This is a genomic window from Fictibacillus sp. 7GRE50 (assembly GCF_015903875.1).
GTDB lineage: Bacteria > Bacillota > Bacilli > Bacillales > Fictibacillaceae > Fictibacillus > Fictibacillus phosphorivorans.
This window is the reverse complement of the sequence record NZ_JACZDW010000003.1, coordinates 505338-517429: the sequence shown is the minus strand read 5'-3', so window position 1 is coordinate 517429 and position 12092 is coordinate 505338. Positions and strand designations below refer to the sequence as shown.

The following is a 12092-nucleotide window of genomic DNA, read 5'->3' as shown; positions in this document are numbered from 1 at the left end:
TGAGCGCCATTTCAAAACAGACCAAACTTTAAGTCTTAATCATCTCACCATAACTGGCGGAGTATTAAATTCTTCTTTCTCAGCTCGTAAAATATTCCGAGCAGCACCTTGGGCATAAACTAAAGAAGTTCTCGCTTCCATCCTCAATCCGGCAAAATCATGCTTAGAGACAGTAGTGACAAGAGGAAGGTCTAAAGATTTTTTGACAGTACTTAAATAATCTCTGCCTTTACTTGTCATCCCTAACACGCGAATGTATGAGGGTGGTGAGTCTAGAATGGCAAACATCTCGTCTTTTTGGACCTTATTTAAAACGTGTAAACAAGCGCGCTGCAATCTTGTCCATGTATAACGTTTTGTCTTTAAATGATTCATGAAAGTCTCGAAGGAGTCAGATCTCTTCATCGCTTCGATCATCCTGTATTCTAAACCCTCTTCAACTTCATAATAACGGTTTATTTCACTGGGACTTGTAGATAATAGTTGATAACGAAGAAGAGGATAGAATCGCTCCCAATTCATAAGTGTACCTTTTTCACTGTGTTCTTCAGCTAATAACTCAAGTGTGTGACGGGGCATATAAGTTGCTGCTTGATCAGGTTCTCTTGTGAAAATAGCTTCTCTGATAGCTGTTGCACTAGCAATATTACCTTTGCCTAGCATTACATCATGGTAATCAGCATTTTTCCTCTTTATCGTAAAAGGTCGGATATGAGAACCTAACTCACGGCTAGCTCTTACATACTCAAACCCTAAAATATTATTCGGTTTACTGAGATCGAGAGCCAGTGGAATATCAAGTGATTCGTATGCCCGTGAAGCAGCTGATGGATATGATAGACCTTTGTTCATAAATGACCGAACAAGTTCTTGGTAGGTTTCCTGTTGAGCGTTTACCGATTCATGAGTCTGGTTGAAAAGTTCAGCATCTCCAGATTCACTTCCAAAGCAAAAGGACTCTGCACCAAGAGATTGCAGCAAAAAAATGCTACCGAATGCAAAACGCGGCGCATGGCTAGTTGCGAATGAATAAGGAAGTTCAATGACAATATCTGCTCCACCTAATAGCGCCATCTTTGTTCTTTTCCATTTTGACAAAAGAGCAGGTTCTCCACGTTGAAGGAAATTACCGCTCATCACGGCGATTATACAATCAGCGCCTGTAGCTTTTTTCGTTTCTTGTAAATGATAATAATGTCCATTGTGAAACGGATTATATTCTACAACAACTCCAGATGCTTTCAACTGTTCCACTTCCTTTTAAACGTTCGATTATACTTGTTTACATTGTACTAAAAAGAGTTTAGAATCAAAAGTATCAGTGTAAAGATAAAATATTGACATTTTATTTGATGACCGATATAATTACTACTGTTGCCTTGAGGTGATAAAGACATGAAATGGTCACTACAAGAAATTAAAAATTTTTACCGTAAACCGTTAACGTTTGAACAAAATGTTGATGCGAGCGGAGTGATGGAAAAAGACCCGGAGATCAGAAGCGTTGATCCTGTTCACGTAGAAGGACATGCAGATGTAACTCAGCAAAAAGCCACTTTTTACTTAAACATAAAAGGAAAAATGGTGTTGCCATGTGCCAACACTTTGGTAGATGTGGAATTTCCATTCTCGGTAAAAACGACGGAAATTTTTATTTTCGATCCGAATTATACGGAATACGAAGATGAAGAGAGCCTTCACAAAGTCGAAGGACATTACGTTGACCTTCTCCCTGTCATCGAAGAGCATATTTTGCTTGAAAAACCGTTGAAAATTACGGCTGCTGATGTGACAGACAGTCCCGCTCCTAAAGAAGGAAAAGGATGGCAGAGGGTTACGGATGAAGACATGAAAAACCGGATTGATCCGCGTTTGGAAGGTCTGGCTAAATTTTTTGACGAAGACAAAAAGTGAAAGAATAGGTTATAATGATTCTTTCTAGAACCTTTAAGGAGGTGGATACAAATGGCAGTACCTTTTCGCAGAACTTCTCAAACTCGCCAAGCGAAGCGTCGTACACACTACAAGCTTTCCATGCCTGGTATGGTAAAGTGTCCACAGTGCGGAGAATACAAGTTATCTCACCGCGTTTGCCGTGAGTGTGGATCTTACAAAGGAAAAGAAGTAGTAAGCAAGTAATGAGAAACAGGAAGCTATAGGCTTCCTGTTTTTTCATATACATAAATAAAGCGTTTTCTTTTGTATCGGAGGTGTATATAGTGAACGAGCAACCTGTTTTATGGGAAAAAAAGAATGGAATAGGGTGGATAACGTTAAATCGCCCATCTGTACGTAATGCTGTTAATTACGATGTGATGAAGAATTTATCTACTCTTTTAAATGTGGCAAAAAAGGATGATGATATAAAAGTTCTAATTATAACGGGAGCAGGTACAAAAGCGTTTTGTTCTGGAGGAGACCTCAGTGCTTTTCATTCATTAAAGACTGAAGAGCAGGCGTACGGTATGTTATCAAAAATGGGAAACGTTCTTCATGATCTTTTCTTTTTTCCAAAACCTACTGTAGCTCTTCTAAATGGATCAGCAGTTGGTGGAGGATGTGAGATAGCATCAGCGTGCGATATCAGACTTGCTCGAGCAGAAGCAAAAGTAGGCTTTATCCAAGGTCGTCTAGGCATTACAACGGGTTGGGGTGGAGGAACTTACCTCCTAGAAAGAATAAACCTTACGAGAGCGATGGATCTTTTGTACAGTGCTACTCCAGTTACAGCTAAGCAAGGTATGGATTACGGATTCATCCAATACGTCATTAAAGGAAACAGCTTGAAAGAAACTGAACGCTATGTAAGTAGGTTTACATCTCAACCTGTTGGCGTCATCGAGTCTTATAAAGCACTTCAGCTTGAAAGATTCGATAAGGGGAAGATGAAGCAGAGCGTACAAAATGAGATCGAACGATGTGCAAAGTTATGGGCGACAGATGAACACCATAAAAGAGTAGAGGCATTCTTAAAAAAATAAGTTTTCCCCATTTTAGTAGAATATAAAGTCTATCTTATCTAGCACTAGCATATTCATATTACAAACCACTAAAATGGGGGGATCTAAATGACAAACTTGCGCCAGGATGCCTGGACAAAAGATGAAGATGCTATTCTTGCTGAGGTAACACTTCGGCACATTAGAGAAGGTAGTACACAGCTGGTTGCCTTTGAAGAGGTAGGAGAGAAATTAACGAGAACACCAGCAGCATGTGGATTTAGGTGGAACTCACTCATTCGTAAACAATATGATAAAGCCATAACTGAAGCTAAGAAAGTACGTAAAGAGCGAAATAAACGAAAAGTTAAACAGTTTGCTTCAATCATTGAGAATCATAATGAGGTACTTCATGATACCCCTTCAAACAGCGCGAAAAGCGATACGCCTCTCTCTTTAAATGACATCATACATTTTTTACAGCAACTTCAAGCTGAAAAACCAGTTTCAAAGAACTTAGAAGCTGAAAATAAAGCGTTACTGTTGAAGCTTCAAAACCTGAAGAAGGAAAACGGAACACTGAAAAGTAAACTTAGCAAAGTGAATAAAGAGTATGAGATGGTGTACCGTGATTATAAAGATGTTTTGCAGATTATGGACAGGGCGAGGAAGCTAGTAGAAATACCAGTCCGAAACTAAAAAAAGATGGCAGATGCCATCTTTTTTATTTTGATTATGCAAGGCGCTGTTCACTGACCCCTGTTGGATACCAAACGTAAGGATTCTGACCGCGATCACGATCTTGATTGTATGTTACAGCTTCAAAGCCCATCTTCTCCCAAAACCCGCCAGATTGTTGTCTGCCGTTTGTTTTGATCGGGAGTTGGAACGTTTTTGCGAATTCTACTAAAGCTTTTCCTAGTCCTTTTGTTTGATGGTGAGGCAATACTTCAAGTTTCCAAAGTTCCAAATAATCTTGTGGAGGATCAAAATATTGATCATAAGCAGATTCGATCTGATATAAGCTCATGCGTGCAACTAGTTTATCACCATAATAAATTCCGTAGAATGGAGACTCACTGTCGTTTTCAATCATATTTTCCTGAAGATCCTCGAGCATTGACAATTCTTGTACGCCGTATTCCTTGAACTGCTTAAATTCTTCAAGCGTTTTATAGTTAACTAATAATTTCTTTACTTCATACTTTAACATATGATCTCCCCCAGTCTTTCTGTACTTTTCTCTATAGATATAGTATATACTAATTATGCAAAAAATTCTTTAAAAATAAAATATTCGTTTAGTTTACGCTTTCAAAAAGGATTTTTGGTTTTTTATGTCGAAAAAGGTAATGTTGACATCAGGAAGGAGGATGAACATGAAAAAAATATTAATCGCTAATCGTGGTGAAATCGCACTGCGGATTATCAAAACGTGTAAGGAAATGGACATTCAAACGGTTGCTGTTTATTCTGAAGCAGACAAAGACCTCCCTTTTGTAAAAGCTGCTGATGAAGCGGTACATATTGGTGAACCTCCGGTAGCGAAATCCTATCTGCAGAGTGAAGTGATCCTAGAAGTCGCTCTCAAACATAAGGTAGACGCTATCCATCCAGGTTATGGACTTTTATCAGAGAATGATGACTTTGCCAAAAAGATAGAGAAAGCTGGAATTGCTTTTATAGGTCCATCACCTCAAACCATCGAGTGGATGGGTGATAAGATCATGGCAAGAAAAACAATGCAGCAAGCGGGTGTTCCGATCGTACCTGGAACGATCGAGCCTATCGAAGATGTTGAAGAAGGTGTAAAACTTGCTGAACAGATCGGATACCCTGTAATGCTTAAAGCAAGCAGCGGTGGCGGGGGAATCGGAATGGTAAAATGCGATAACAGTGATGACCTTCGCAAACATTTTGTTTCATCCCAGCAGCGCGCTAAAAACTATTTTGGATCTGGCAGAATGTTTATTGAGAAATGTATCGAGAATGCCAGGCATATTGAAGTTCAAATCATGGGTGATACTCATGGGAATATCGTACATCTCTTTGAGCGGGATTGCAGTGTTCAGCGAAGAAATCAAAAAGTTGTAGAAGAATCACCGTCACCTTTTTTAACAGAAAGCCTTCGTTCTAAAATTACAGATTCGGCAGTTAAAGCAGCTGAAGCGGTAAACTATGTGAATGCGGGAACAGTTGAATTTGTCGTAAGCGAAAACGGAGATTTCTATTTTCTAGAGATGAACACGAGACTTCAAGTTGAACATCCTGTTACAGAGAGTATCACGGGACTAGACCTTGTAAGATGGCAGATACAAGTAGCAAGAGGTGAGAAGCTGCCATTGACTCAAGAAGAGATTATGAGTAAAGGTCATGCGATAGAGTTTAGACTTTATGCGGAAGACCCGATCACCTTCTTCCCGTCACCAGGCAAGATTGAAGGACTAATATGGCCGAAATCTGAGAATGTAAGGATTGATTTCGGTTATGAAAGTGGAAATGTAGTTACACCTTTTTATGATCCTATGATCGCGAAGATAATTGTAAGCGATTCCAACCGAGAAGGATGTATGAAGAATGCGGTTGAATTCTTTGATGCGTTAGAGATAACCGGACTAAAAACGAATACACCTCTTTTTAAAATGATCTTGAAAGAAGAGGATTTTATAAAAGGTGACTATACCACTAGTTACTTAAGTAAAAGAAAAGTTTCAAAACCTTAATTAAACAAAGGAGAGAGAGAAATGAAAGAAATTACAGCATCTATGGCAGGCACAGTTTGGCAAGTATTGGTTAGTGAAGGTGATGAGGTTACAGCAGGACAAACAGTAATTATTTTAGAATCTATGAAAATGGAAATACCCGTTGACGCTGTTGATGCAGGAACGGTAGATAACATTAAGTTTGCATCTGGAGACTTTGTGAATGAGGGCGATGTACTCGTTACACTTAAATAAAATTAGCATGCAAACAATCTGAACGAGCGCTCACTCTCTTGAAGGAGGTATATCATGGTAGCAAAATTAGAAAACGTATTAAAAGATAAGATCGACCAGATTGAAGCTGGTGGTGCACAGAAATATCATGAGAAGAACCGTTCTCAAAACAAGATGTTCGTCCGCGACCGACTAAGACTGCTTTTTGACAATGGTGAATACAGTGTAGAGGATGCTAAATTTGCAAACAATCAAGCAGGAGACCTACCGGCAGATGGAGTTGTAACTGCGATAGGAAAACTTGGGGGGAAAACAGTATGTGTTATGGCCAATGATTCGACTGTAAAAGCTGGATCTTGGGGAGCTAGAACAGTTGAAAAGATTATTCGCATACAAGAGACCGCTCAAAAGCTGAAAGTTCCGATGCTTTATCTTGTCGATTCAGCAGGTGCTAGAATCACGGATCAGATCGATATGTTTCCGAACCGCCGCGGAGCGGGGAAGATCTTTTACAATCAAGTAAAAATGTCTGGAATGATTCCGCAAGTTTGTATTCTCTTTGGACCATCAGCGGCAGGTGGAGCATACATCCCAGCTTTTTGTGATATCGTGATCATGGTCGATCAAAATGCATCCATGTATTTAGGAAGTCCACGAATGGCTGAAAAAGTAATCGGTGAAAAAGTGACGCTTGAAGAAATGGGCGGAGCAAGAATGCATTGCTCTGTTAGTGGATGCGGTGACGTTTTGGCAGCGGATGAAACAAATGCCATTGAAGAAGCGAAAAGATATCTATCCTATTTCCCGAGTAACTATAAATTAAAAGCTCCAGTTGTGGATGCTATTGCTCCTAAAGCGGGAAGAGAGTTAGAAGCGATCGTACCAGAAAATCAAAATGTCCCGTTTGATATGTATGAGTTTATTGATGGACTCATTGATGAAGGTAGTTTTTTTGAGATGAAAAAGCTATTTGCGCAAGAGATCGTGACTGGTTTTGGACGTATTGATGGAAAACCAGTAGGGATTATCGCGAATCAACCGAAAGTAAAAGGCGGCGTACTGTTTGTTGATTCTGCGGATAAAGCGGCACGTTTTATCACACTATGTGATGCATTCTCAATTCCTCTTCTTTTCTTATCAGACGTTCCTGGCTTTATGATAGGAACAAAAGTAGAGAGAGCTGGAATTATACGTCACGGAGCAAAGTTAATCGCGGCGATGAGTGATGTTACTGTACCAAAAATTTCAGTGATCGTCCGAAAAGCTTATGGTGCTGGTCTATATGCGATGGCTGGTCCTGCCTTTGAACCAGATTGTTGCCTTGCGTTGCCTACGGCTCAAATCGCGGTTATGGGTCCGGAAGCGGCAGTGAACGCTGTATATTCTAACAAGATTAATGAGATTGAAGACGTGAAAGAACGTATCCAATTTGTTCAGCAAAAACAGCAAGAATATAAAGAGCATATTGATATTTATAAGCTTGCTTCTGAAATGATCATAGATGATATTGTTTCACCTTCAGCTTTAAGAGATGAACTTACAAACCGTTTTGCATTTTACGAAAACAAAGAAATGGTATTCAGTGAGCGAAAGCATCCTGTTTATCCTGTTTGATGCATGAACCTCCCTAACTTGGGAGGTTTTTTTAGTATGCTTAAGAATATGATACTATCGAGTTATACATTAAAGAGGTGAGCCTTAGAATGAAAATAAGCGTCATTGGCGGCGGGGCAATAGGGTTATTAGTTTCTTATTTTTTAAAACAAAATGGGAATGAACCTGTCATTTATACAAAAAGCGTAGCTCAAGCAGAGGAACTAAGTAAGTCGGGACTTACATACAGAAATTTGAAAGGTTCAGAGACAACAATAAAGGTCGATGCGAAGCCTTTTGCTGAATATAATGCTGAAGAGTCATACTGTATGATCGCAGTTAAACAAACAGCGATGAACGAGTTGATAGGATTGACAAAATTTAGTGAGGTTTCCTTCCTCTTTTTACAAAATGGAATCAGTCATCTCTCTTTTCTAGAAAGGTTGCCTAAAAAACAAATAAGCATTGGAGTTGTTGAACACGGCGCGGTTAAGAAAGGTTATGCAACAGTACATCATCTCGGAGAAGGTAAGATTAAACTCTCTTCTTATAGTGGGGGCTCTGACCAGACTTGGCGCGATTTTCTACATTCAACTCGTTTTCCGATCGTAATAGAAGAAGAGTGGCAACAGATGGTTTATGAAAAACTTATTATGAATGCATGTATCAATCCGCTTACAGCTTTATTAAGAATAACGAATGGAGAACTTTTGACGAATTCATACGCACACTCCATGATGAAAGAACTTTTTGAAGAAACGACTTCTGTACTAAATATGATAGAACAGCGCGAAGTGTTATGGAAGGAATTGTTAGTCCTATGCAGAAATACTTCATTAAACCGATCCTCTATGTTAAAAAGCGTAGAGAGCGGTAAGCAAACTGAAATTGAGAGTATTACAGGTGAGATTATTAAGCGAGGGATCGAATTGAAGATTCAAACTCCTTATTCTAGGTTTGCTTATGAAGCAATCAGTGCATTGGATTGGAGAGGATGAATGATTGGCTAGTGTTGTAGGTGCGATTATTGCTACATTAATAACTGTGCCTTATATTGTTTTTTTTCTTATCAATAAAAGTATGTTAAAGCTCACGAAGAAAAGAAGAAAAGCCTTTAAGGCGGGTGTTGATTGTACAACGTTTTTTTTATTTTTTGCTATCGAAAGAATGACTGTTGAAATCTGGGGACAATCTTATTATTGGATTCTTTTATTGTTATTTTTATCAGGCTGTTTACTTTTTACATATGTGATTTGGAAAAATGAATTAGATCTGTCTATAAGAAAGATACTTAGGTTAAATTGGCGATTACAGTTCCTTGTTTTGTCAATCGGTTACTTTTCATTGATGACATATGGAGTCATTTCACGTATTTTGGACATTTAGAGCATATTTTTTATGTTCTCTATTCGTTCTTTGCTATACTCGTTAAGGATGTAATTGATACGTAGAAAGGAAGTTCATAAATGAGACTGGAGGAACTGCAGCTTCATACATCGCCTTTTTTAGAAGGGTACTCCAACGGAGATAAGGATGTTGTCCGTTTTTTTGATTATAAATCACCTTATGATAAACATGAATGGGCAAAGAGACAACAGGAATTGAAGCGTTATTCGTTTCCTAGAAAGGGTCTTACGGATTATCTGACTTCTTATAATCAAAGAATAGGGTCCTCAGCCAAAACGATTAAAAATATACAAAAGCTGAAAGCAGATGAAAGTTTAGCTGTGGTTGGTGGACAACAAGCAGGACTTCTTACTGGACCGCTTTTAGTCATCTATAAGTGCATCAGTACCATTCAACTAGCTAAAGAAGCTCAAAAAGAATTAAATGTTCCTGTTGTTCCAATTTTTTGGATAGCAGGTGAAGATCATGATATGGATGAAATCAATCATATTATGGTTCCTAAGAATAATACTGCAAAAAAGATATCCTTAAAGTCAGCAAGCAGCGTGAAATCTTCAGCCTCTCTTTGGGAATGGAATAGAGATGAAGTTCAGCCATGGTTGAAGGAAGTATTTCATTCTTTTGGTGAAACAGCTTACACAAGTGATTTACTCGCAGAGACTGAGCGTATCTTGAACGAATCAGATTCTATCGTTACATTTTTTGCAAAACTTCTTTCCAAATGGTTTTCTGAAGAAGGGTTGATAGTATTGGACTCTGGAGATCCTTCGTTTAAAAAACTACAATCGACGATGTTAAAAGAGATGATCGTTCATAATAGTGAGATTGATCATGCTTTTAATGATCGAACGGAAGAACTGTGCAGAAGTGGATTTTCAGAGCCAATAGAAGTGCAAGAAAACAATGCTCATTTATTTTACACGAAGAATCAAGAGCGGATTTTATTGTATCGTGATGAAAATGGTTTTTCCTCTAAAGAGAAAGACTTCAAGATCTCTGAATCAGAACTTCTTGAAGAAGCGGTTAAACACCCGGAAAAATTCAGCAATAATGTTGTGACACGTCCGTTGATGCAAGAGTTTCTTTTGCCTGTGTTATCGTTTGTTGCTGGCCCTGGTGAGATTGCATACTGGGCTGTCCTTGGAAAGGTTTTCAGCCAATTCAATAGACTGATGCCGATATTGACACCAAGGCTATCTTTTACTCTCGTGACCGACCAAGTAAACGAATTGGTCCAATCGAAGAAATTAACGGTGCAACAAGTTTTAGAGAATGGAACGGATGGTTATAAACGCGAGTGGTTTGCTTTAAACAGGCCGATCGAGACTTTTGAGACTGTTCAATCCGTAAAAGCAGAGTTCACTTCTTCTTATGAAAAGTTGATAAAGTTAGCAGAAGATATAGATTCAACGCTTCTACCCGTCGCTGATCAAAATATGAAAAGAATCCTATCAGAGATCGACTATATGGAGAATAAATTAGAACAACGCGTTCGAAAAAAAGTAAAAGAACCTCTTGCTGAATTTGATGAGATCATGCTCCAATTAAAACCTACTGTGATCTTGCAAGAAAGGATTTGGAACATCTATCAATTTGTTAATGAAGAAGGTCCTGAACTTGTGAACAAACTTGTACAATACCCTTATCAATTCAACGGAAAACATAAGATTGTTTACTTATAAAAACGTTAAAATATTTCAGAAAAAATCCTGTGCTACAGCAGGATTTTTTTTTTTGTGCACGAATAATACTTGTAGTGGTGAAAAGTGGAGCGTTGTGGTAGATTTAGGGGAGAAAGTGGGGTGATCATATGTTCATGGGAGAGTATCAACACAGCATCGACGAAAAAGGACGTATGATCATCCCCTCCAAATTTCGTGAAGAACTAGGCACAGAGTTTATCTTAACTCGCGGGTTGGATCAATGTGTATTCGGATATCCTTTAAATGAGTGGAAAGTCATCGAAGAAAAGCTGAAGAGTTTGCCATTTACTAAAAAGGATGCACGTGCATTTACTCGTTTTTTCTTTTCTGGAGCTGCTGAATGTCAGTTAGATAAACAGGGAAGAGTAAACATTGCTTCTCCGCTCAGAGACTATGCAAAACTAGAAAAGGATTGCGTAGTGATAGGTGTGTCGAATAGAATTGAAATTTGGAGTAAATCAATTTGGGAAGAATACTTCTCAAAGTCAGAAGACTCATTTGGAGAAATTGCAGAAAGTCTAATGGACTTTGATTTATAACCCTTAAGTTTATAGCAGAGAGGAATTTTCCATGTTTGACCATATAACCGTATTAAAACAAGAATCAGTAGATGCTTTACACGTAAGACCAGATGGAATTTATGTTGATTGTACGCTAGGAGGGGCAGGCCATAGTGCGCTAATTCTGTCTCAATTAGAAACTGGCCACCTATATGCATTTGATCAAGATGACATAGCAATTGAAAACGCCCGTCAGGTACTAAAGGAACATGAAGGAAAGTATACGATTATTCGCAGCAATTTCCGTCATATTAAAGAAGAGCTTTCTAAACGCGGTATACATAAAGTGGATGGTATCCTGTTCGACTTAGGTGTCTCATCTCCGCAACTAGATGAAGCGGATAGAGGGTTTAGCTACCAACATGACGCTGAACTTGATATGCGAATGGATCAATCAAGTGACCTTACAGCAAAAGAAGTTGTGAATGAATGGACGTTCAATGAGTTGATGAAGATTATCTCAAGATATGGCGAAGAAAAATTCGCTAAACAGATCGCTAGAAAGATTGAAGCGGCTCGTGAGAAAAAAGAGATTCAAACAACTGGAGAACTTGTCGAAATAATAAAGGATGCTATACCTGCTCCTGCAAGAAGAACAGGCGGTCATCCTGCAAAACGAACATTTCAAGCCATTCGAATCGCTGTAAATGATGAATTGAACGCTTTTGAAGATGCACTGCAAAATTCCATTGAACTATTAGATGTCGGTGGCAGGATTGCAGTTATCACATTTCATTCTTTAGAAGATCGCGCGTGTAAAAATATACTAAAAAAAGCAAGTACAGGTCCGGAACTCCCTCCAGGACTGCCGGTTATACCAGAAGAATACAAACCAGAATTAAAACTCATCACAAGAAAACCAATCGTACCAACAGAAAACGAGCTTGAAGAAAACAGAAGATCACGCTCAGCGAAATTGAGGGTCGCTGAAAAACAAAAATAGAGAGGAGAGCT

At 38.7% G+C, this 12092-nt stretch carries 14 protein-coding genes; 12 read left to right on the top strand and 2 right to left on the bottom strand.

Features of this window, described 5'->3' with window-relative positions; translation table 11 throughout:
* Nucleotides 1-39: 39 nt before the first annotated feature.
* Nucleotides 40-1245 (bottom strand): nucleotidyltransferase, encoded by a 1206-nt coding sequence (locus IHV12_RS13790; protein ID WP_197191208.1) that lies wholly within the window; start codon nt 1243-1245, stop codon nt 40-42.
* A 150-nt stretch (nt 1246-1395) separates the two neighbouring features.
* Between IHV12_RS13790 and IHV12_RS13785 the strand changes: the two genes are divergently transcribed.
* The 4 genes from IHV12_RS13785 to IHV12_RS13770 all read left to right on the top strand — a co-directional run bounded on the left by IHV12_RS13785 (nt 1396) and on the right by IHV12_RS13770 (nt 3638).
* Nucleotides 1396-1914, top strand: coding sequence for a YceD family protein (locus IHV12_RS13785; RefSeq protein ID WP_137789755.1), 519 nt, complete (start codon nt 1396-1398; stop codon nt 1912-1914).
* Nucleotides 1915-1965: 51 nt separating this feature from the next.
* The gene (gene rpmF / locus IHV12_RS13780; RefSeq protein WP_066240492.1) at nt 1966-2139 is read left to right on the top strand and encodes a 50S ribosomal protein L32; all 174 of its coding nucleotides are present in this window, start codon (nt 1966-1968) and stop codon (nt 2137-2139) included.
* An 80-nt stretch (nt 2140-2219) separates the two neighbouring features.
* A complete protein-coding gene (locus IHV12_RS13775; protein WP_197191207.1) occupies nt 2220-2981 on the top strand; it encodes an enoyl-CoA hydratase/isomerase family protein in 762 nt (253 codons plus the stop codon).
* Nucleotides 2982-3068: 87 nt separating this feature from the next.
* Complete coding sequence (locus IHV12_RS13770; RefSeq protein ID WP_197127637.1) at nt 3069-3638, top strand: RsfA family transcriptional regulator; 570 nt, start codon at nt 3069-3071, stop codon at nt 3636-3638.
* Nucleotides 3639-3672: 34 nt separating this feature from the next.
* On the opposite strand, the gene IHV12_RS13765 is transcribed toward IHV12_RS13770, so the two are convergent.
* Nucleotides 3673-4152, bottom strand: coding sequence for an N-acetyltransferase (locus IHV12_RS13765; RefSeq protein WP_197127638.1), 480 nt, complete (start codon nt 4150-4152; stop codon nt 3673-3675).
* A 166-nt stretch (nt 4153-4318) separates the two neighbouring features.
* Here IHV12_RS13765 and IHV12_RS13760 point away from each other — a divergent pair, with 166 nt between their 5' ends.
* The 8 genes from IHV12_RS13760 to rsmH all read left to right on the top strand — a co-directional run bounded on the left by IHV12_RS13760 (nt 4319) and on the right by rsmH (nt 12081).
* A complete protein-coding gene (locus IHV12_RS13760) occupies nt 4319-5662 on the top strand; it encodes an acetyl-CoA carboxylase biotin carboxylase subunit (protein ID WP_197191206.1) in 1344 nt (447 codons plus the stop codon).
* A 21-nt stretch (nt 5663-5683) separates the two neighbouring features.
* Complete coding sequence (locus IHV12_RS13755; protein ID WP_197127640.1) at nt 5684-5896, top strand: acetyl-CoA carboxylase biotin carboxyl carrier protein subunit; 213 nt, start codon at nt 5684-5686, stop codon at nt 5894-5896.
* A 54-nt stretch (nt 5897-5950) separates the two neighbouring features.
* Nucleotides 5951-7489, top strand: a complete 1539-nt coding sequence (locus tag IHV12_RS13750) for an acyl-CoA carboxylase subunit beta (protein ID WP_197191205.1) — start codon at nt 5951-5953, stop codon at nt 7487-7489.
* Nucleotides 7490-7578: 89 nt separating this feature from the next.
* A complete protein-coding gene (locus IHV12_RS13745; protein ID WP_197191204.1) occupies nt 7579-8466 on the top strand; it encodes a ketopantoate reductase family protein in 888 nt (295 codons plus the stop codon).
* 4 nt (nt 8467-8470) lie between these two features.
* On the top strand, nt 8471-8854 hold the full coding sequence (locus IHV12_RS13740; RefSeq protein WP_197191203.1) for a DUF3397 domain-containing protein: 384 nt from the start codon (nt 8471-8473) through the stop codon (nt 8852-8854).
* A gap of 80 nt (nt 8855-8934) precedes the next feature.
* Nucleotides 8935-10557 (top strand): bacillithiol biosynthesis cysteine-adding enzyme BshC, encoded by a 1623-nt coding sequence (bshC, locus tag IHV12_RS13735; RefSeq protein ID WP_197191202.1) that lies wholly within the window; start codon nt 8935-8937, stop codon nt 10555-10557.
* A gap of 128 nt (nt 10558-10685) precedes the next feature.
* Nucleotides 10686-11117, top strand: coding sequence for a division/cell wall cluster transcriptional repressor MraZ (gene mraZ / locus IHV12_RS13730; protein WP_066393436.1), 432 nt, complete (start codon nt 10686-10688; stop codon nt 11115-11117).
* A gap of 31 nt (nt 11118-11148) precedes the next feature.
* On the top strand, nt 11149-12081 hold the full coding sequence (gene rsmH, locus IHV12_RS13725; RefSeq protein WP_197191201.1) for a 16S rRNA (cytosine(1402)-N(4))-methyltransferase RsmH: 933 nt from the start codon (nt 11149-11151) through the stop codon (nt 12079-12081).
* Nucleotides 12082-12092: the final 11 nt, after the last annotated feature.

What these genes read in the sequence shown, in the direction of transcription:
- IHV12_RS13785 (WP_137789755.1), top strand. Translation starts at nt 1,396, where the DNA reads ATGAAATGGTCACTACAAGAAATTAAAAATTTTTACCGTAAACCGTTA.
- rpmF (WP_066240492.1), top strand. Translation starts at nt 1,966, where the DNA reads ATGGCAGTACCTTTTCGCAGAACTTCTCAAACTCGCCAAGCGAAGCGT.
- IHV12_RS13770 (WP_197127637.1), top strand. Translation starts at nt 3,069, where the DNA reads ATGACAAACTTGCGCCAGGATGCCTGGACAAAAGATGAAGATGCTATT.
- IHV12_RS13765 (WP_197127638.1), bottom strand. Translation starts at nt 4,152, where the DNA reads ATGTTAAAGTATGAAGTAAAGAAATTATTAGTTAACTATAAAACGCTT.
- IHV12_RS13760 (WP_197191206.1), top strand. Translation starts at nt 4,319, where the DNA reads ATGAAAAAAATATTAATCGCTAATCGTGGTGAAATCGCACTGCGGATT.
- IHV12_RS13755 (WP_197127640.1), top strand. Translation starts at nt 5,684, where the DNA reads ATGAAAGAAATTACAGCATCTATGGCAGGCACAGTTTGGCAAGTATTG.
- IHV12_RS13750 (WP_197191205.1), top strand. Translation starts at nt 5,951, where the DNA reads ATGGTAGCAAAATTAGAAAACGTATTAAAAGATAAGATCGACCAGATT.
- IHV12_RS13745 (WP_197191204.1), top strand. Translation starts at nt 7,579, where the DNA reads ATGAAAATAAGCGTCATTGGCGGCGGGGCAATAGGGTTATTAGTTTCT.
- bshC (WP_197191202.1), top strand. Translation starts at nt 8,935, where the DNA reads ATGAGACTGGAGGAACTGCAGCTTCATACATCGCCTTTTTTAGAAGGG.
- mraZ (WP_066393436.1), top strand. Translation starts at nt 10,686, where the DNA reads ATGTTCATGGGAGAGTATCAACACAGCATCGACGAAAAAGGACGTATG.
- rsmH (WP_197191201.1), top strand. Translation starts at nt 11,149, where the DNA reads ATGTTTGACCATATAACCGTATTAAAACAAGAATCAGTAGATGCTTTA.